The following is a 19,669-nucleotide window of genomic DNA, read 5'->3' as shown; positions in this document are numbered from 1 at the left end:
TCCATCACGGCTAAAAAAATAAAATATAATATCAGCGTACGGACAAGCCGCAACTTGTTTCTTCTAAATAAAAAAAACATGAACATTAAAATAATCAACAAATCACAACACGCCTTACCAAACTATGAAACCATGGCTTCTGCCGGAATGGACTTAAGAGCGAATATTTCAGAATCCATTACCTTGCAACCATTAGAAAGAGCCATTGTAAAGACGGGACTTTTTATAGAGTTGCCTATCGGATATGAAGCACAGGTGAGACCAAGAAGCGGATTGGCAGCCAAAAAAGGAGTGACGGTTTTAAATTCTCCGGGAACAGTTGATGCCGATTATCGCGGTGAAATCGGAGTGATTTTAGTAAATTTATCCAATGAAGCTTTTGTTGTCGAAAACGGGGAACGAATCGCACAATTAATCATTGCAAAACACGAACGTGCCGAATGGATTGAGGTTCAGGAACTGTCTGAGACTTCAAGAGGAGAAGGCGGTTTCGGAAGCACAGGAGTAAAATAGTTAACAGTCACAGTGTTCAGTCGCCGTAATGAGTGGTCAATTGAGGGTGTTAATGTGAACACATAGTTAGTAAGTTAAGAGTTTATTTGTCATTCCGACGAAAGAGGAATCTCCATTTTTTGCTCACGTTTGTTGAGACTCTTTCTTCCTCGGAATTGACGAGATCATGTGAATTATTCTTAGCTTAGTGACTTTAATTTCAAGCAATCATCTCAAGCTTATGATCGCGAGCGTGTCATCTCGAACGTAGTCGAGAGGCGAGAGACGAGAGGCGAAAAATGAGATAAAATATTTTTAAAAAACACACAGAAAACAAAATAAATCTTCGTGAATTTTTGTGAATCCGAAATAGTTAGGATGGCGAATTTTGCGGCAAAATAACCAAACAATGAAAATAATAATTCCTATGGCCGGACGTGGATCTCGTCTTCGCCCACATACATTAACAGTACCTAAACCATTAATTCCAATTGCCGGAAAACCAATCGTTCACCGTCTGGTAGAAGACATAGCCGGAGTAATCAATCAGGATATCGAAGAAATCGCCTTTATAATTCACAAAGACTTTGGTACACAAGTCGAAGTGGATTTAGTCGCTATTGCTGAAAAATTAGGAGCCAGAGGAACGATTTATTATCAAAATGAAGCATTAGGAACAGGTCATGCAATTATGTGTGCCAAAGAAAGTATGGACGGCCCAATTGTAGTGGCTTATGCAGATACCCTTTTCAGGGCTGATTTTAGTTTAGACACCACTGCTGACAGTGTGATCTGGGTAAAACAAGTAGCTGATCCAAGTGCTTTTGGTGTAGTACAATTGAATGAGAAAAACGAAATTGTTGATTTTGTTGAAAAACCAAAGGAGTTTGTATCTGATTTGGCAATTATCGGAATATACTATTTCAAAAAAGGAGAAGATTTACGCTCTGAATTGCAATATTTACTGGATAATAATGTTACCAAAGGAGGTGAGTACCAATTGACTGACGGTTTAGAAAACCTAAAACAAAAAGGCATGAAATTTGTGCCGGGCAAGGTCGATGAATGGATGGATTGCGGAAATAAAAACGTTACTGTGGAGACTAATTCCAGAATGTTGGGCTTTTTACATAACGATGGAATACATTTGGTAGATTTTGGTGTAAAATTAGAAAATGCAACGATAATCCCTCCTTGTTACATTGGCGAAGACGTTATATTAGTCAACGCAACTGTGGGACCAAATGTTTCTTTAGGAAATGGATGTCATGTTGTGGACAGTAGCATAAAAAACAGTTTGGTACAAACCCATTCTCATATTAAAAACGCCAATTTAGACAATGCAATGATAGGCAATCACGCTTGTTTTGATGGGAAATTCACCAGTATCAGTATTGGGGATTATTCTGTATTGGAATAAAAATTTAGAACTAGGTAATGAAAAAACAAACTCTAGCTATTCTCTTTTTCGGAATGTTATGCATTCCGGTTTCGCTTGTGGCCCAAACGGAACCAGAGGATATTGCTATGGTTGATGATAAGTTCCAAGATGCTTTCTATGAATCATTACTGCAAAAAGGAATCGAGAATCATGATAAGGCGATTGTAGCTTTACAAAAATGCCTGAAAATCGAACCCAATAATGCGGTCGTTTATTTCGAACTTGGAAAAAATTATTTGGCTCTAAAAAATTATGAAAGCGCTTTTAATGCATTTGAACAGGCTTCCAAAATTGATCCAAAAAACAAATGGTTTTTGGTCGGCATGTATGATGTGAGTTTTGAGACCAAAAATTACAGTCTGGCCATAAGCACAATCAATAAATTGATTCCTTTTGATGAAGGGTATAAAGACGATTTGGTTTCGCTTTACATGGTAACAAATCAACAGGATAAAGCACTCGCGCTTATTAATGAACTCAACGATAAATTTGGAAAATCAGAGGAAAGGGATTTATATAAATTACAGATTCTTTCCGGAGGGAAATATCAAAATGAGGAGATAGCCAATCTGATTGATCAGATTAATAAAAACCCAAAAGAAGAATCCAATTATATTTCACTGATTTTTCTCTATTCGCAAAATAACGAAGAGGAGAAAGTACTGGAATTGGCAAAAAAATTAGAAGCGGCTATCCCCACTTCAGAATGGGCACAGATAAGTTTGTTTAAAAGTTATTTGGATAAAAATGAACCGACAAAAGCCATAAACGCAATGAATATAGTTTTGGCAAGCAACAAAATTGATGCTAAAATTAAGCATAGGATTCTCAATGAATTTCTGATTTTTGTCAGTGCCAATCCTCAATACACCCCTGATTTAGAAAAAGCAATTGGGTATTTTGACAATGATAAGGAAGTGAATGTGGCCAAGGAAATAGCAAAGTTTTATCACAAGAAAAAGCAATGGGACAAAGCGGTCAAGTATTATGAACAATCCTTGAAAAACAGCGGAACCGAAGATATGGAAACGAATTTGCTTTTGCTTCAGGCATATACTGAAATGAAACAATTTCAAAAGCTTGACCAAAGGGCAACGGCAATGATTGAAATATTTCCGGCGCAACCACAATTTTATTATTATTCGGGTTTAGCTAACAACCAATTACAGCAATTCAAAAAAGCCAAAGACATGTTGGAGATGGGCTTGGATTATTTAGTTGAGGACACTTATTTAGAAATCAATTTTAACATTCAATTGGGTGAAGCCTACAATGGGTTGGGAGATTTTAAGAAAAAAGAGTTGTATTTTTCCAAAGCCAATCAATTATTAAAAAAACAAGAATAAAGAACATGAATAAATTTGCCCTTTTGCTGTTAGTTGTTTTTATGGTTTCATGCAAATCCAAAGCAGTTGTGGCTGCAGCAAGTACAGACGCAACCCGAATGACAGCCGAGAAGATTATTGAAAATCATTATAACAATAAAAACAATTTTTCTACATTATATATAAAGGCAAATGCCAGATACGCAGATGATAAGCAAGCCCAAAATGTTACTGCCGAGATAAAAATAAAGAAAGACGAACGAATTTTAGTAAGCATTCGTTTTTTGGGAATTACTATGGCAAAAGCATTAATTACGCCAACAACTGTAAGTTATTATGAGAAGATTAACGGGAGTTATTTCGAAGGTGATTTCCGCGGATTGAGTCAATGGCTGGGGACCGATTTAGATTATAATAAAATCCAGAACATGCTTTTAGGTGAAGCCTTTGATGACTTAAGTAAAGGAAAATATAATGAGTCATTTGCAGAACAGACGTACAGATTAGATGACTTTTCAGTTAACAATATTAGAAAGTCCTTCTTTTTGGATGCGGCTACTTTTTTAATCCAAAAACAAGAAATTACACAAATAGCAGAGGGTAGAATGATTGAGGTTGCCTATTCAGACAGTAAAATGTATAATGAAACAGTGGTACCGATGAATGTTCTTATAAACACGACTCAGGAAAAAGGGAAAACAGAAATTAATTTGAATTACAATACAATTACGTTCAATGAGGAACTTTCTTTCCCTTATAGTGTTCCAAATGGGTACAAAAGAATTTTAATTAAGTAAATTTGCAAAAATATATTTTTAACATGCCAAAATTTCTCCTAAGCCTAATTTTTATAAGTATGACCTCACTTTTGTGGAGTCAGGAATCGCAACAAGAAAAATTAGAACAACGAAAAGCCCAAATTCAGCAAGAGATTAAAGAAAACGAAAAACTATTGCAATCCGTTAAGAAAAAGGAAAAATCTGCGGTGAATGTAATCGTTATTCAAACCAATAAAATAAAGCTAAAAGAAAAACTGATTAACACTACTGAAAGACAGACGAAGCTTTTAAGTAATGACATGTATATTAATCAGCTAAAAATCAATAAGCTAAAAAGAGAGTTGGCTGTATTGAAGGAGGATTATGCTAAGATGATTGTGAAGTCCTACAAAAGCCGCTCGGAGCAGAGTAGAGCCATGTTTTTATTGTCATCAGAGAATTTTTTGCAAGCCTATAAAAGGGCGCAATACATGAAGCAATATACCAGCTATCGAAAAATGCAGGGGGAAGAGATTAAAGTAAAATCGGACGAACTTATTTCTTATAACGAAAAATTGGATGTTCAAAAAGCAGCTAAGAAAAAATTGATTGCTGAGAATGAAAAAGAGCGATTGGCTTTGGAAAAGGAAAAACAAGAACAGCAAAAACTGGTTAATTCAATCAAAAAGGACAAAAAGAAAATTATAGCTGATATCAAGAAAAAACAAAGTGAATCTAGAGCAATTGATAGGCAAATTGACCGATTAATTCGTGAAGCTATTGCAGCAGCCAATAGAGAAGCTGCCAGGGAAAAAGCGAAGGCTAATCCAGGGGCTGCGGTTTCTAAGTCACCGGTTTCCTCATCAAAAATTGTATTAACAGCGGAGGCAAAAATTGTAGCCGATAATTTTAGAGCGAATAAAGGAATGTTACCTTGGCCTGTAGAAAAAGGTTTTGTGTCGCTGCCATATGGAGATCAGGCGCATCCAGTATATAAAACATTGGTTATTCGAAATAGTGGTGTCGAAATCACAACGGATCAAGGATCTAATGCAAGGGCTGTTTTTGGTGGAGAAGTGACCAGTGTAATTGTTTTGTCTCCTGTAAACAAAGCGGTGATGATACAACATGGGGATTATTTTACGGTATATCAAAATTTAAGTTCGGTTTTCGTAACTAAAGGAGAGAAGGTAAGTATCAAACAAAGCCTTGGGAAGATCAGAACAAATGGAGAAGGAAAAACGGTATTGAAGTTTACGATTTCCCAAAACACAACCTACAATAACCCGGCAACATGGTTGTATAATATGTAATAAACATTTTTTAAAACTAAAAAAGGACTATTTATTATTACAATAAGTAGTCCTTTTTTACTGTTTTATTGCTGCTGCTGTTGATGATGCAGTAGTTCAATGTAATCGAGTTGTTCTTGCAGTTCTGTTGAAACCTCTTCCAGCTGGACATCATTAATTTCTTCAAATTGTCGTCCGTCTTCATATCCGATAGAAACACATACGGAAAGTGTTTGTTTGGCTAGACCTTTGAAAGTTCCTTTTACAGGTGTGCAATCATAGAAATTTCTTCCTACCGAAAGTTTTACATGGTTATCCATTGTCCAGATGTTATTGGTTGGATCTAGTCCCAGCCAACCTTGATTTGGTGTGTATATTTCTACCCAGGCATGTGTTGCGCCTTCGCCTCTGAGACCACTTTCATTGGGACAAATATAACCGCTTACATATCTTGAAGGAATTCCGGCGGTACGAAGAAGTTGTAGTAAGACATGTGCAAAATCCTGACAAACCCCTTTCTTGATTTCTAAAATTTCATCGACCGTTGTCTCTATGTTTGTGATTCCTTTTGTATAAGTAAAATGGTTAAAAATATAGTTATTGCATTGTTGTGCAATCTCTAAAATCGATTTGTCTGCATAGTCTATTTCATTTAAAATGGAAAGGATTTCATCCTGTTTTTCAATGATTTCCGGATAGCAAAGTCTCAACAATAAAATACTTTTTTCTTTTTCCTTCGCTAAATCGGCAACAGTCGTAGAGTCGATTTCCGGGATTTTTAAAGAATGATTGACACGAACTAACATTCTGGACTCGATAGTCATTTCCGAATGGGCTTCTATGGTATTGAAATTACCAACACGATTTCCATAAAAATCTTTTGAAATTTCGACTTCGGGATTATTGGTTATTAACAGTTGATGTTGCAATACTTCTTGATTCTCAAAATGATGAGGATATAAACGAATTTCGTTGATGCTTTCTTTGATAGGCCAATTGTATTGGTATTTGGTGATGTGAACTATTTTAAAAAGTGCCATTTATATTTAGGTATATGAAAAGAATAATTTTGAAAAATCAGTCGAAAATTGATTCAATTGTGCTTTCGTATTGTTGAGGACTTCTTCCAATTGTTGATTGCTCAGATTATGGTAATCGGTGTATTCAACGTAACTTTTAAGTCTTCCAAATTGATTGTTCAGAGTTCTGGCTTCACTTAAGGTGTTGTCTTTAAATAAATAAGTTAAATAATTACTGATTAATTCCAAAGTATAAATTACAGAATGGGCAAAGTCTCTATTGAAAATAACCTGTTGTATCACTTTACGATTGTGCGGGATATTACTGTAACTCTTTAGATACATTTCATATCCGGAAAGCGATAACAATAATCGTCGCCAATATAACAGATCTTCATCTCCTTCTAAGTTGTAATCAATGGGAGCATAGTAGGCTTGGGTCAAAGAAATAGTTTGCAAACATCTTTCGATATGTTTGCCGATTCCTGAAAAGCACCAGCCCAAACCTCGCGGCATCGTTACTTGCAGAATACCATTATACAGCAGGAAATCTTTGTTGAGCTTGGTCACAATTTTTAAAGCATCAGATGTTTCTAATTTTTTAGGCAAATCAGGCGAATTCATAAAATGATATAATGAGTTGATGTGCTCCCATAACTCTTTGGTAATTTTGTCTTGAGATCCTCGCGCATTTTCGCGAGCTTTAATCACTAGATTTTTTACCGAATTATGATTTTGACTGTCACAGATAATGTATTTGAGAATAAATGTTGTATCGTGTTGTACTTCCTTTATTTTATCTTTAGGCAAATCTGTATAATATTCTAATAATGGTTTGAATCCTTGGTAATTATCAGTTTCTTTATCGAAAGAAAGGATATAAAAGGTGTTCAGCGTTAACATCATTCCATCGGTTCTTTCCATGTATCGGTCTAACCAAAACATTCCATCAGCCACTCGGCTTAGCATATTTACTTTCATTTTTGGGATTGTTTTTAAATGTTGAAAAGAATTTTATTTTTAATTTATTGAATAATCCAAGTGTCTTTACTTCCACCACCTTGTGATGAGTTTACCACAAGAGAGCCTTCGGTAAGGGCAACTCTGGTGAGTCCTCCGGGAACTATTTCGACACCTTTTGGTCCGCAGAGTGCATAAGGTCTTAAATCGACGTGTCGCAGTTTTAATTCTCCATCTATCAGACAGGGCACGGTACTCAATTGGATTATTGGCTGTGCAATAAAATTTCTGGGATTATTAACAATGGCAATTTTAGCATTTTCTAATTCTTCATCGGTAGCTTTATTTCCCATGATCATTCCGTATCCACCACTTTGATTGGTTTCTTTGATAACCATATTTCCCATATCGGCAAATACAAGTTCCCGTTCTTCCGTATTTTCCATTTGGTAAGTAGGAACATTTTTGAGAATCGGTTCTTGGTTTAGGTAATATTTTATCATGTCAGGAACATAAGCGTACACAGCCTTGTCGTCTGCAACTCCATTTCCAACGGCATTTACTAAAGCCACGTTCCCTTGCCTATAGGCACTTATAAGTCCGGGAACACCTAGTGCACTATCGGGTTTAAATACTAGAGGATCTAGATATTCGTCGTCCAGCCTTCTGTAAATAACGTCAACCTGATGAAGACCCGATGTGGTTTTCATATATACTTTATTGTTATTCACCACTAAATCGCGTCCTTCTACCAATGGGATTCCCATTTGTCTGGCCAAGAAAGTATGTTCATAGTAAGCCGAATTATAAATACCGGGAGTTAATAAGACAACATTTGGATTAGAGACGTTTCTGGGAGATAATGAAACCAAAATGTTATGAAAAATCATCGGATAATTGCTTACCATCCGAACATGATTTGAAGAAAGCATTTTAGGAAAAATTCGTTTAGTGATCTCTCTGTTTTCAAGCATATAACTCACACCACTTGGGCATCTGAGATTATCTTCCAGAACATAGAACTCACCCTTGGCACCTCTTATTAAATCAATACCCGCAATGTGAACATGGATATTATGGGGTAATTTAATGCCCTGTACTTCTTGTATATAATGGGGACAGGAAGCTATTAATCCCGCTGGGATGATACCATTTTTAATAATATTCTGATCATTATAAATATCTTCCAAAAATAAATTGAGCGCCTCCAGTCTTTGCTTAATTCCGGATTCCACTTCTTTCCATTCGTTTCGGGTAATAATTCTCGGAATAATGTCAAATGGGAAAATGCGTTCGATTCCTTGATTATCATCACTGTAAACAGTAAATGTAATTCCTTGATTCATAAAAAAATCAGCAGCTTGTTTTTGTTTGTCATTTAGATATTCATAATCAGAACATTGTAATTTCTCTAACACTTGACGGTAGGAATCCCTTACGCCTTCATTTGAAAACATTTCATCCCAACCATTAAGGTTTAATTTAGGTATCAGTTTCATTTTTTTACATTATTAAAAAATTATTATTTTCGGCTTTTAACATATAAAACACTAGCATTTATAGCTAAAATATTAATTTATTTTCTGTAAAAATTAGGTTTTTATGATTATTTGATAATTAATATTATATTCTTTTTTGACGATTCTTTTTTTGACAATTCTTTTATTTTTGAATACGGTTTTTTTTAATTCTGTATCGTGAAAAATCAATTTTGACGCTATTGGTTGTGAAATACAGGGGGTTTCAAAAGAATTATGGTAAATTAAATGTTATTTTATTTATAATTTCCGGGGTGGTTGTGGTTTTATGATGTTTTTAATTCGAGTCAATGAAAACAGGAGTGCATTAAATATTTCCTATATTTTATTTCTTTTTCTAGAAAATCATTTATGATTTATTATTTTTGGCGCTATGAGAGGAATTAAAATTATTTTTTGGATAGTTTGGCGCATATGGTTTTATGTTTTAATGGCTATTCCCATACTTATAATGTTGCCTTTTTTAGTTGCTTCAATACTAACGGAAAGCGGCTATCCTTATTTTTTTAAAATGGCCAGAATTTGGGCAAAATTCATTCTTTTCGGAATGGGTTTTTATTATAAAATTGATAAAGCTCAAGAGTTGGAACCTCATAAAAGTTACATGATTGTTGCTAATCATACTTCGATGGTGGATATTATGTTAATGCTTGCCGTAGTAAAAAATCCGTTCGTCTTTGTGGGAAAACAAGAATTGGCAAAAATTCCTTTGTTTGGATTCTTTTATAAAAGAACCTGTATTCTAGTTGATAGAAGTTGTTCGAAAAGTAGAATGAAAGTTTTTAAGAGTGCGCAAAAAAGGATTGATAGGGGATTAAGTGTATGTATTTTTCCTGAAGGTGGAGTGCCTGATGATGAATCTATTTTATTGGATACGTTCAAGGATGGTGCCTTTCGTTTAGCCGTGGATCACCAAATTGCAATTGTTCCAATTACTTTTGGAGACAATAAAAAAAGATTTTCGTATACCTTTTTTAGCGGTAGTCCTGGACTTATGAGAGTAAAAATTCATTCACATGTTGAAACTTCGGGTAAAACTGGAGAGAATAGAAAAGAAATTAGGGAAGAAGTACACGGAATAATTTATTCTCAATTAGTGGAATTCGAAAAGGAAATCACATTGAGATTAAGATTTGAATGAGGTAAGCGGGCGACTTTAGAAATACTCGAGTTTATATTGAGTAAGTTTTGCTCTAATGCACAAATTCTAGCGATGAATGATTTTTTCGGATATAAATCGTAGCGCAATTATTATTCTTCTTTTTGTTTTTCTGCGATTTTTAGCGAACAACATTTCTATTTTTTCTTTCATTTTTTAAATTACTAATAGTTAATATTAATGCGTTTGTGTAAACCTTAAGTCAGACTGTCTTTATAAGATGTAAGTTTTAAAAAAGGTTGCGTTGAAAATTTAAAAAAATTAAAAAATAGTTTTTATTTTGAAAATAATAAACCCGATAATTTTAAAAAAAACTATCGGGTTATTAGTAAAAGTAAAGTCTTCAATTTGAAGGCTTTTTATGTTTTAGGCATTAGCCAATTCTTTGATGTGAGCCTTAATTTTTGCTTCCAATTCATCGGCTAATTCTGGATTGTCTTTTATCAAAGTTTTGACAGCATCTCTACCTTGTCCCAATTTGGTGTCACCATAACTAAACCAAGAACCTGCTTTTTTTACGATCTCAAATTCTACAGCCAAGTCTAAAATTTCTCCTGTTTTAGAAACACCTTCTCCATACATTATATCGAATTCAGCAACTTTAAACGGTGGAGCCACTTTATTTTTTACTACTTTTACTTTAGTCCTGTTTCCAATCACATTATCCCCATCTTTTATTTGTGATGAACGACGGATATCTAAACGAACCGAAGCATAAAATTTCAATGCATTACCCCCGGTCGTTGTTTCAGGATTCCCGAACATAACACCGATTTTCTCTCTCAATTGATTGATAAAGAAAACAGTACAATGTGTTTTACTGATGGTACCGGTTAATTTTCTTAAGGCTTGGGACATTAAGCGGGCATGCAGACCCATTTTAGAATCACCCATTTCGCCTTCAATCTCACTTTTTGGAGTTAAAGCTGCAACAGAGTCAATTACAACAATGTCAATTGCACCAGAACGAATAAGATTCTCTGCAATTTCTAAAGCTTGTTCTCCATTATCAGGTTGAGAAATAATTAGGTTTTCAATGTCAACACCTAATTTCTCTGCATAATTTCTGTCGAAAGCGTGTTCGGCATCAATAAAGGCAGCAATTCCACCAGCTTTTTGAGCTTCGGCAATAGCATGAAGAGTCAAAGTTGTTTTACCGGAAGATTCAGGACCGTATATTTCTATAATCCTTCCTTTTGGATATCCGCCAACACCTAAAGCTAAATCAACTCCTAGAGAACCTGAGGAAATTACTTCTACTTCTTCGATGGCTTTATCGCCCATTTTCATCACGGTTCCTTTTCCGTAGGTTTTATCTAGTTTGTCAAGCGTAAGTTGTAGCGCTTTTAATTTGGCTTCTTTCTCTGAACTCATCTTTTCTTTCATTTATTTTTTTCTTTCTTTCTTTTTTATGTCGAATGAAACATGGGGCAATAATTTTTTATTACTTGTTCCAAATTTTGAAGACTTATATTTTCGTAAAAATACTTCTTTTTTTTAAAGTTACAAGCCCTCTTTTTAAAGCCAATTATTTTAAAGAATCAGCTTTTGATAGTGTCTTTCATTCGAAAACTAATGTTTTTATTTTAATCTTCGATAAATAGCGCTTTCAATTCTGTAGCTTCATGAGCTTTTATTTTACCTGCCAAAAGAAGACTTAATTGTTTGCGTCTAAGGGCTGCTTCATAACGTTGTTTTTCTAATTCTGTTTCAGGAACAATTGGCGCCACTTCTACAGGTCTGCCGGTTTCGTCCACTGCGACAAAAGTGTAAATAGCTTCGTTGGCTTTGGTTCGATTTCCAGATTCACGATCTTCCGTCCAAACGTCTATAAATATTTCCATAGAACTTTTGAAGGAACGGGAAACTTTGGCTTCTACAGTAACAACACTTCCTAGAGGGATAGCCCTGTTGAAAGCCACGTGATTTACAGATGCCGTAACGACGATTCTTCGGGAATGTCTTCGCGCTGCAATACTCGCGGCACGATCCATACGGGCTAATAATTCACCACCAAAAAGATTATTTAAAGGATTGGTTTCGCTCGGTAAAACCAAATCGGTTAGAATAGCCAGTGATTCAGAAGGATGTTTTGGAGTCATGTTTATATAAAGTGATTACTGTTTGTTAAGTTCAAGTTGTGCTAATTCAACCAATAAACTGCTATTATGGCTGGAATGAAATAAATGACAATGGTTCTTGCTCCATCGTAGTCTTTGGCTATACGTTGACCAAAGAGTAACATAAGCAAGGTGATTGAAGAAAATATGGCGCCGTAGAAGCCAAATAATCTTCCGCTGTCTACCAATAATTCTATGGCACCCACAACACATAATATACCTGAGATTAATTCTAAAACCAATACATTTAATAAGGCTAAGGGTACATGGTTTTTTAATTGGGTTTTAGAGAAGTGACCTTTTAACCAGTCTACATTGTCTTTCCAATAAAAGAGCTTGTCGTAGGCAGATTGTAAAAAGGTAATAGCTAAAAAAGCTAAAATCAAGACTGAGGCAACATTGTTCATATTTATTATTTTTTATGTATTAAACGAGTAAGTTTTATGGATAGATCTGTTAAAATGATTTTTGCGTTTCCATTGCGCTCTATATGATACATCGCATCTGAAAGTTCCTTGAAAATTTCATTGATGTTATTGCCGTTTACAAAAGGGGCAAAATTTTCTAATTTGAATTTCTCCACTTTTGGTTCCATATATACCAGATCTTTTGTTTCGTAATTCAACAACAAAGCCTGACGAAACATTTCGATGCAAAACTGCAGGAATTTTTTTTGGGTTTCTCGTCCCAATGCGGCAATTTGTTCACTCCAAACAATTAGGTCCTGAATAGCCGATGCATTTCCTTTTGCTTTGAATGCAGCTCTAACCCAAGTCACAAACCATTGGTCAAACGGAAACTCATCACTGTCATTATGAATTAAGTGAAGGGCTTTATTGTAATTTCCTTGTGCCTGATGTGCAATTTTAGCGGCTAGTTTGGATTCAATTTGATTACGGGAAACCAATGCATTTGCAATATTGGTTTCGCTTAGTCCATTAAAGTGTAAAATTTGGCAACGGGAGCGAATCGTTTGGATAATATCTTCCTCATGCTCAGAAATAAGAATAAAGACTGTTTTTTCTGGTGGTTCCTCTAAAAGTTTTAGCAATTTATTAGAGGCAGCAGTATTTAATTTATCGGCCATCCAAACAATCATAATTTTATAACCACCCTCATATGATTTTAAAGACAAGGATTTTAGAATTTCTTGGGCATCATCAACTCTTATTTCACCTTGTTTATTTTGAACGCCTAAGTGGGAATACCAATCAAATAATCCTCCATAAGGGGTTTGAGATATAAATTGTCTCCAATCGGAAATAAAATCAAGACTCTTTGGCTTTTGTTTTACTTCTTCAGTACTTACTGTAGGATACACAAAGTGTAAGTCGGGATGTGATATTTTCTGGAATTTGATATTGCAGGCTTCGTTTGTTCCTGAGTTTTCTCCATTTTGGTTACCACATAAAATATATTGTGCATATGCAATTGCCATAGGAAGAGTACCGCTTCCTTCCGGCCCCACAAAGAGCTGGGCATGTGGAATTCTACCTAAATCGGCGCTTTTCGTCAAATGACTTTTGATGTGATCTTGCCCTAAAATTTCTGAAAATTGCATTAAGCAAAGATAGAAGAAAATGGTTTAGTCAAAAATTTTCAGATATAAAGTTTCTTATTTGGGACGTTTAAATAACACGTTAATTGTATTTTAACATATTTTTTTTTGAGCTTAATTTTTTAAATTTTGATAAAAAAAACAGATTTTTCAGACTTAATTTTTAAAAAATAGCATCTGATCTTCTGGTCATCAAAATTAAAACAGGGATGCTTCTGTTGCGTATTGTTTTATAACTATCTGACAATCCGAATATTCCGATAAAAAACAATTTTTATCGACAAAAGAAGCTTATTTTAAAGCGTTGTAATTGTTTTACTATAAATAAAATGTCCATTAAAATTGTTTATTTGATTTATTTGTATATTTTTGTTTTATTAATATTTTAAATCTAAGGTCATGAAGGGAAGAATAATTTTTTTAAGTGTGTTTTTTTTACTAGTATTTAATAGTGTTTCGGCTCAAAATAAGGTTTTGCCTAAAAGTATTATTAGTACTACTGCATCGATAAAAAAGTATCATGATAAGAAAGAGTTGCAGGGGATGCAAAAAGGTGAGCTCTTAGAATTATATATTGAACGCATCAAGGTTTTGGTAAAGACTTTACCTTATGTGGCTTTAGCTACAAGACCAGGTGTAACAATGATTGATTTAGGAATTCCAGATGACCAAAAGAATAGAGATGCACTAGATGATCAAGCTAAGATAACAGCTGAATTTCTGGAAGCTACTGTTCAGTTTCAAAGAAGCATGTTGCCGTATTCTGATAAAGGTAATATAGTTAATTCTATTTTATTTTATGAAAATACCTTGAAATCATTACACGAGTTTGAAGATTTGTAAAAAAGTAACTTATAATAAACAGCGTTTATTATTTTGATTTTTCACTATAATAAAGGTTAATAGGTTTTTTAACTCGTTTTTGATGTTTTCTGAATTTTATTCAGAAAACATCAAAATGAGTTTTTTTAATTTGAATTTAAAAGATCATATTTAGTAACAATTTATCCTTATGCCCCATGAAAAACTTAACTAAAATTGTCATAATGCTACTCCTATTAGTAGTTTGTGACGTGAATGCACAGCAAGAAAAAGGAATTGTTGGTTTTAGCAATTGGTTAAACAACTGGACGGAATTTAAACCGGCTAAAGTTGATTATGGTGAACCTAATCAAATTTTGGCAGGTAATATTACTACAAATACTAGATTGGTAAAGAAGAACGTATATATGTTGCAAGGGAATGTCTATGTAACGAATAATGCTGTTCTAACAATTGAACCTGGTACGGTTATAATTGGTGATTATGAATCTAAAGGGACTCTTATTATTACAATGGGGGCTCAAATCATTGCAGATGGTTTAGAAACAGATCCTATCGTTTTTACTTCTAATAGAAGTATGAGAAAAGCCGGTGATTGGGGAGGTATTGTTGTTTTAGGTGATAGTCCAATAAATAAATTCGGGTCATATTCATCTATTAACTTTGATCTTGATGCTAGTTTAACTAGTTATGGTGGTTCAAATGTAAGTGGTAATTCAGGTATTTTAAGATATGTTAGAATTGAATATGCCGGGAAAAAAATAAAAAATGAAGGTAACTTCAATTCCTTATTGTTAGCAGGTGTTGGTAATAAAACTGTTGTTGACAATATAATGGTTAGTTTTTCTGGTGGTGATTCTTTTGAAGTTTATGGAGGTGAAACTGTTTTAAATAAATTGGTTTCATACAAATCAGCCGGAGTGGATTTTAGATTTAGCTTTGGAGCTCAATCACGTATTGATAATTCGTTAGCTATCAGGTCTTCATACTTAACAAGTAATACTGGAAATTCTCATTGTATGGAAGTTGCTTCTTACGATAGAAAAGAAGAAGTAGATTTTACAAAAAAACAAACAGTAGTAACTGCTACTAATTTAACAATGGTTAATGATAGTGAGAATATTGGTGCCGATATTCAAGCAGGTTTAGTTAAAGAGGCGGTTTATGTTGCTGAAAATTCTTCTATAATTCTTAAAAGAAGTGTGATATCAGGTTTTAGCCCTGCAATTGTCTTAGATGATGCTATTGAGATAAATGATAAAAATCTTAAAAAAATACGTTTTGAGGAAATGTATTTTAATTTCTGTAAAGGAAATATCTTTACTGAAAACAATGCCAATAATGAAGATTTAGAAAGTTGGTATGGAAACAGTGCTTTTTTTAATGTATATTCCAGAAGCAGTAACAACGAGACTTTTGTGGATTTTATGAATCCTAAAAGACCTGACTACAGATTGCAATTGTCTAACATTAAAGCGATGAGTAAAAATTAAGGAATTTTAACGGATTACTTCTTACAAAAAGAATAAAAAAGTGCATTTTGTCGATTATTTTGGCTTTTAAACGATTTTTGTCTTTCTATTTTATTAAGTTTGTGTAACGAGATAAAGCAAGAGATAATTTTTAATGTTAAGCCTGAATAACCTACTAAATGCCTTTTTTTTTTTGGTTAAAGAGATAAGATTTTAATTTAAAGAAGTAAGATTCAAATCCCTTATTTAATAGTGCGAAATGGCTTGAATTAGACAGGAATAATTATGAGAGAAAGTATTGTAAGCTCAATAAAAAAATATTTGGTTTTTTTCACATTGTTGAGTCTTTTTTCAACCACGCTTTTGTTTGCTCAATCAATCACCCCAAAAAAATTGCCTTTTACCAATATTTGTGCGGGGGCGGGGTTCAATCAATTTGATGCGAACTTTGTTTATTCTGGTTTTCCTGCAGGAACCACTTTTGTGGTGGAACTTTCGGATAATTTAGGAAATTTCACTACCCCGGTCGCTACAACAATTCTTTCCACAACAGATATATCATCTACTGAAAAAAAAATTACATTTGCTATTCCTTCTACGTTAATAGGTTCTGAAATCTATAGTTTAAGGGTAAAAAGCTCCACTGGTAGTGTGAGTAGTAAGTTTTTAAATTTTGCCTCCAATAGTTCTTTTCCGGTTTATTTCAAGCCATTTGAAAGTTCATTTTATATTAATGATAAAGAAGCTATTGCCCCTATATGTATAGGTGGTAGTACAACTATTTCTGTATATAATGAAACACCGAGTATACAAAATTCCTCTCCCGCAAATTATCCGGACTTAAAATATAAATGGTATAAAGATGCAGCTCTGATTTCTGGTGAAACAGGACCGTCATTAGTAGTAAATTCAGCAGGAGAATATTATGCGGAAATAGATTACGGATTATGTTCTGATGCGAACTTTAGTTCCAATAGAGTTACAGTTATTGAAGCAGCCGGAGCAAGTGTAAGTATTTCATCCAGTGATGGAAACCCTTTTTGTCCTATTAATCCATTTACTGTTCTTAGTACTATTGCATCAGCTAATAGTTACCAATGGTACAATAATAATGTTGCCATTTCTGGGGCTACAACGAATCAATATCAAACCAATCAGGCAGGTAAATATTCTGTATCTGTTGATTTTGGTGGCTGTACCACAACAGCATCGATTGATTTGCTTGTGAGTGAAATATCCGGTACAGTGGAACCCAGTCAAAGCCTCATCCAAGAAGGGGAGACCAAAACTATAACGGTTACTACTGATGCTGGTAGTCCAAGTTATAAATGGTTTTTGAATAATGTTTTAATTTCTGGGGCTACAGGGAGTACCTATGGTGCAACGGAAGTTGGAGATTATAAAGTTTTGATTACCCAAACTTTAGGATGTGCTGTCACAAAGGAAGTTCCTTTTAAGATTGCTTCCGGTTCAGATCCAAATGCAACCAAAATCCCTAATTTGATCAGTCCAAATAATGACGGGATAAACGACACTTGGGTTATTCCGCAGGAATATGCCGGTGGAACAAATACTGAAGTCATCTTGATGAGTGCGCAAGGAGAAGTAGTGCTTAAAACTAACAACTACCTTAACAATTGGCCTGATTCTGAAATTGATTTCACAAATACAAATCCAGTTTATTATTATATCATAACCTCCCAAAACCAAAAAGTGAAAAAGGGATCTATAACTGTTGTAAAATAAGATGAAGAAAAACCTTTTAATAGTACTTGTTTTTTTCTGTTCATTACAGTTACTCTATTCTCAGGAGGATGGTGTAGTTTCATTGGCTATACCTGTTAGAAATTCATTGAAGTTTAATAGATTCGTTGTCAATCCCGCTTTTAGTTTTGTCAGAGAGCAGAATTCCTATATAAGCTTTTTCAACAAAAGAGAATGGGTACAATTTGAAAATGCTCCGCAAACCTATTTAATTAGTTATTCAGGAAGGTTCAGAGAAAATCAAGGAATTGCTTTTGGTTTGTTTCAGCAGAATTATGGAGTATTATCCACAATGGGAGTCATCGGGAATTTTGCCCATAATGTTACGCTTGATTCCGATGCAAATCTGACTTTTGGTGCGAATGTGGCGTTTTATAAAAGTGGTCTTGATGATTCAAAAGTAATAACAAATTATGCTGATCCGTCTTTACAAAATATTCCATCTAATACTTTAATGACCATAAATCCAGGGATTAATTATGGTACTGCTTTTTTTGACTTTGGATTAGCAGCTAATAATTTTTTCCTTTACAGTTTCAGTACTTCAAATTTTATTAAAGATAATTTAGAAAAGGGTATTGAAGCGCATGTAATGTATACAGGTTACATAGAAAGTTATGGTTTTTTCGACAGAAGTAAATTCACAGGATTACTCAAAACAGAACTGAAAAAAGAGCAAACAATTCTTTCCGGTCAGATGATGATCAGTATCCCAAAAGGTATTTGGGCTCAAGCGGGTTACAATACTTTTTATGGGTTGTCTGCTGGATTGGGTTTGAATATCACTTCAAAGATTTCTCTAGAATATAACTATGAGAAAACGATGGGGGATTTTTCAAATTTTGGAGCATCGCATGAAATTGTTTTTGCATATAAATTTAAAAGCAATGAGTATGGTGATGATGATGAGGACGAGGGATCGATCATACCACCTGCCGATACAAGAAAACCTGTAGCGCAAGCACCAAAAGTGGATGCTGATGCAATAGCCAAAGCCCGAGCTGAAGCTGCTGCAAAAGCCAAACTTGCGGCAGAAGCGAAAGCAATAGCTCAAGCCGATGCTGCTGCAAAAGCTAAATTGGAAGAAGAAGCCAGATTAAAAGCACAAGCTGATGCCGCTGCAAATGCTAAACTTGCGGCCGAAGCTAGAGCGAAATCATATGCAGATGCGGCACTTAAATTAAAATTGGATAATGAAGCGAAGGCAAAATCTAAAGGAGGTGCCGGAAGTAAAGCCAAATCTGATGCTGCTCTTAAGGCGAAACAAGCTGCCGATGCAAAAGCTAAAGCAGATGCGGCCCTTAAAGCCAAACTGGCTGCTGATGCTAAAACCAAATCTGATGCCGCTGCTGCTCTTAAAGCGAAACAAGCTGCTGATGCCAAAGCTAAAACTGATGCCGATGCTGCTCTTAAAGCGAAACAAGCCGCTGACGCCAAAGCTAAAGCCGATGCCGATGCTGCCCTTCAGGCAAAATTAGCTGCGGATGCTAAAGCCAAAGCTGATGCCGATGCCGCTCTTAAAGCGAAACAAGCCGCCGATGCCAAAGCTAAAGCGGATGCTGATGCTGCCCTTCAAGCAAAATTAGCTGCTGACGCCAAAGCTAAAGTGGATGCTGATGCTGCTCTTAAAGCCAAACAAGCTGCCGATGCCAAAGCTAAAGCGGATGCTAATGCTGCCCTTCAAGCGAAATTAGCTGCTGACGCCAAAGTTAAAGCGGATGCTGAAGCTGCTCTTAAAGCCAAACAAGCTGCCGATGCCAAAGCTAAAGCGGATGCTGATGCTGCTCTTGAGGCGAAATTAGCTGCTGACGCTAAGGCTAAAGCTGATGCCGATGCTGCCCTTCAAGCGAAATTAGCTGCTGACGCCAAAGCTAAAGCGGATGCTGAAGCTGCTCTTAAAGCCAAACAAGCTGCCGATGCCAAAGCTAAAGCGGATGCTGATGCTGCTC

At 35.0% G+C, this 19,669-nt stretch carries 17 protein-coding genes; 10 read left to right on the top strand and 7 right to left on the bottom strand.

Annotation, left to right across the window (positions count from 1 at the left end):
• Positions 1-78: 78 nt before the first annotated feature.
• The 5 genes from dut (at position 79) to ABEB23_RS07800 (ending at position 5,329) form a co-directional block, all read left to right on the top strand.
• Entirely contained in the window at positions 79-513 is a 435-nt protein-coding gene (gene dut / locus ABEB23_RS07820; protein ID WP_348811977.1) for a dUTP diphosphatase, read from the top strand.
• Between the two features lie 388 nt (positions 514-901).
• A complete protein-coding gene (locus ABEB23_RS07815; RefSeq protein ID WP_348811976.1) occupies positions 902-1,912 on the top strand; it encodes a sugar phosphate nucleotidyltransferase in 1,011 nt (336 codons plus the stop codon).
• Between the two features lie 17 nt (positions 1,913-1,929).
• Positions 1,930-3,279, top strand: coding sequence for a tetratricopeptide repeat protein (locus ABEB23_RS07810; RefSeq protein ID WP_348811975.1), 1,350 nt, complete (start codon positions 1,930-1,932; stop codon positions 3,277-3,279).
• Positions 3,280-3,284: 5 nt separating this feature from the next.
• Complete coding sequence (gene lolB1, locus ABEB23_RS07805; protein ID WP_348811974.1) at positions 3,285-4,055, top strand: lipoprotein insertase outer membrane protein LolB1; 771 nt, start codon at positions 3,285-3,287, stop codon at positions 4,053-4,055.
• A 23-nt stretch (positions 4,056-4,078) separates the two neighbouring features.
• Positions 4,079-5,329: a murein hydrolase activator EnvC family protein gene (locus tag ABEB23_RS07800; RefSeq protein WP_348811973.1), complete on the top strand. Its 1,251-nt coding sequence runs from the start codon at positions 4,079-4,081 to the stop codon at positions 5,327-5,329.
• A 65-nt stretch (positions 5,330-5,394) separates the two neighbouring features.
• On the opposite strand, the gene ABEB23_RS07795 is transcribed toward ABEB23_RS07800, so the two are convergent.
• From ABEB23_RS07795 to ABEB23_RS07785, 3 genes are read right to left on the bottom strand one after another with little or no spacing between them, the layout of a single operon-like run.
• Positions 5,395-6,348, bottom strand: coding sequence for a transglutaminase family protein (locus ABEB23_RS07795; RefSeq protein WP_348811972.1), 954 nt, complete (start codon positions 6,346-6,348; stop codon positions 5,395-5,397).
• Between the two features lie 6 nt (positions 6,349-6,354).
• Complete coding sequence (locus ABEB23_RS07790) at positions 6,355-7,308, bottom strand: alpha-E domain-containing protein (protein WP_348811971.1); 954 nt, start codon at positions 7,306-7,308, stop codon at positions 6,355-6,357.
• A gap of 44 nt (positions 7,309-7,352) precedes the next feature.
• A complete protein-coding gene (locus ABEB23_RS07785) occupies positions 7,353-8,786 on the bottom strand; it encodes a circularly permuted type 2 ATP-grasp protein (RefSeq protein WP_348811970.1) in 1,434 nt (477 codons plus the stop codon).
• A 412-nt stretch (positions 8,787-9,198) separates the two neighbouring features.
• Here ABEB23_RS07785 and ABEB23_RS07780 point away from each other — a divergent pair, with 412 nt between their 5' ends.
• Positions 9,199-9,966: a lysophospholipid acyltransferase family protein gene (locus tag ABEB23_RS07780; RefSeq protein ID WP_348811969.1), complete on the top strand. Its 768-nt coding sequence runs from the start codon at positions 9,199-9,201 to the stop codon at positions 9,964-9,966.
• 384 nt (positions 9,967-10,350) lie between these two features.
• Here the strand turns inward: ABEB23_RS07780 and recA are convergent, their stop codons facing one another.
• The 4 genes from recA to ABEB23_RS07760 all read right to left on the bottom strand — a co-directional run bounded on the left by recA (position 10,351) and on the right by ABEB23_RS07760 (position 13,665).
• Positions 10,351-11,358, bottom strand: coding sequence for a recombinase RecA (gene recA, locus ABEB23_RS07775; protein WP_348811968.1), 1,008 nt, complete (start codon positions 11,356-11,358; stop codon positions 10,351-10,353).
• Positions 11,359-11,570: 212 nt separating this feature from the next.
• Entirely contained in the window at positions 11,571-12,086 is a 516-nt protein-coding gene (locus tag ABEB23_RS07770; protein ID WP_348811966.1) for an acyl-CoA thioesterase, read from the bottom strand.
• 41 nt (positions 12,087-12,127) lie between these two features.
• Positions 12,128-12,511: a DoxX family protein gene (locus tag ABEB23_RS07765; RefSeq protein WP_348811965.1), complete on the bottom strand. Its 384-nt coding sequence runs from the start codon at positions 12,509-12,511 to the stop codon at positions 12,128-12,130.
• A gap of 5 nt (positions 12,512-12,516) precedes the next feature.
• Positions 12,517-13,665, bottom strand: a complete 1,149-nt coding sequence (locus tag ABEB23_RS07760; RefSeq protein WP_348811964.1) for a DNA polymerase III subunit — start codon at positions 13,663-13,665, stop codon at positions 12,517-12,519.
• A gap of 396 nt (positions 13,666-14,061) precedes the next feature.
• On the opposite strand from ABEB23_RS07760, the gene ABEB23_RS07755 reads away from it, so the two are divergent.
• From ABEB23_RS07755 to ABEB23_RS07740, 4 genes are all read left to right on the top strand, one after another.
• Complete coding sequence (locus tag ABEB23_RS07755) at positions 14,062-14,505, top strand: hypothetical protein (protein WP_348811962.1); 444 nt, start codon at positions 14,062-14,064, stop codon at positions 14,503-14,505.
• Between the two features lie 176 nt (positions 14,506-14,681).
• On the top strand, positions 14,682-15,977 hold the full coding sequence (locus tag ABEB23_RS07750) for a beta-helix domain-containing protein (RefSeq protein WP_348811961.1): 1,296 nt from the start codon (positions 14,682-14,684) through the stop codon (positions 15,975-15,977).
• Between the two features lie 264 nt (positions 15,978-16,241).
• Positions 16,242-17,702 carry a T9SS type B sorting domain-containing protein gene (locus tag ABEB23_RS07745; protein WP_348811960.1) on the top strand — a complete coding sequence of 487 codons (1,461 nt, stop codon included), beginning with the start codon at positions 16,242-16,244 and terminating at the stop codon, positions 17,700-17,702.
• A 1-nt stretch (position 17,703) separates the two neighbouring features.
• A partial coding sequence (locus ABEB23_RS07740; protein WP_348811959.1) for a PorP/SprF family type IX secretion system membrane protein occupies positions 17,704-19,669 on the top strand: 1,966 nt, incomplete at its 3' end.

The sequence above is a fragment of the Flavobacterium maritimum genome, from assembly GCF_040049085.1.
Taxonomy (GTDB): domain Bacteria; phylum Bacteroidota; class Bacteroidia; order Flavobacteriales; family Flavobacteriaceae; genus Flavobacterium; species Flavobacterium maritimum.
The sequence above is the reverse complement of the archived record's forward strand: the minus strand, read 5'-3'. Positions and strand labels throughout refer to the sequence as shown.

Coding starts and splice junctions, on each gene's coding strand:
- dut (WP_348811977.1), top strand. CDS start 79: ATGAACATTAAAATAATCAACAAATCACAACACGCCTTACCAAACTAT.
- ABEB23_RS07815 (WP_348811976.1), top strand. CDS start 902: ATGAAAATAATAATTCCTATGGCCGGACGTGGATCTCGTCTTCGCCCA.
- ABEB23_RS07810 (WP_348811975.1), top strand. CDS start 1,930: ATGAAAAAACAAACTCTAGCTATTCTCTTTTTCGGAATGTTATGCATT.
- lolB1 (WP_348811974.1), top strand. CDS start 3,285: ATGAATAAATTTGCCCTTTTGCTGTTAGTTGTTTTTATGGTTTCATGC.
- ABEB23_RS07800 (WP_348811973.1), top strand. CDS start 4,079: ATGCCAAAATTTCTCCTAAGCCTAATTTTTATAAGTATGACCTCACTT.
- ABEB23_RS07795 (WP_348811972.1), bottom strand. CDS start 6,348: ATGGCACTTTTTAAAATAGTTCACATCACCAAATACCAATACAATTGG.
- ABEB23_RS07790 (WP_348811971.1), bottom strand. CDS start 7,308: ATGAAAGTAAATATGCTAAGCCGAGTGGCTGATGGAATGTTTTGGTTA.
- ABEB23_RS07785 (WP_348811970.1), bottom strand. CDS start 8,786: ATGAAACTGATACCTAAATTAAACCTTAATGGTTGGGATGAAATGTTT.
- ABEB23_RS07780 (WP_348811969.1), top strand. CDS start 9,199: ATGAGAGGAATTAAAATTATTTTTTGGATAGTTTGGCGCATATGGTTT.
- recA (WP_348811968.1), bottom strand. CDS start 11,358: ATGAGTTCAGAGAAAGAAGCCAAATTAAAAGCGCTACAACTTACGCTT.
- ABEB23_RS07770 (WP_348811966.1), bottom strand. CDS start 12,086: ATGACTCCAAAACATCCTTCTGAATCACTGGCTATTCTAACCGATTTG.
- ABEB23_RS07765 (WP_348811965.1), bottom strand. CDS start 12,511: ATGAACAATGTTGCCTCAGTCTTGATTTTAGCTTTTTTAGCTATTACC.
- ABEB23_RS07760 (WP_348811964.1), bottom strand. CDS start 13,665: ATGCAATTTTCAGAAATTTTAGGGCAAGATCACATCAAAAGTCATTTG.
- ABEB23_RS07755 (WP_348811962.1), top strand. CDS start 14,062: ATGAAGGGAAGAATAATTTTTTTAAGTGTGTTTTTTTTACTAGTATTT.
- ABEB23_RS07750 (WP_348811961.1), top strand. CDS start 14,682: ATGAAAAACTTAACTAAAATTGTCATAATGCTACTCCTATTAGTAGTT.
- ABEB23_RS07745 (WP_348811960.1), top strand. CDS start 16,242: ATGAGAGAAAGTATTGTAAGCTCAATAAAAAAATATTTGGTTTTTTTC.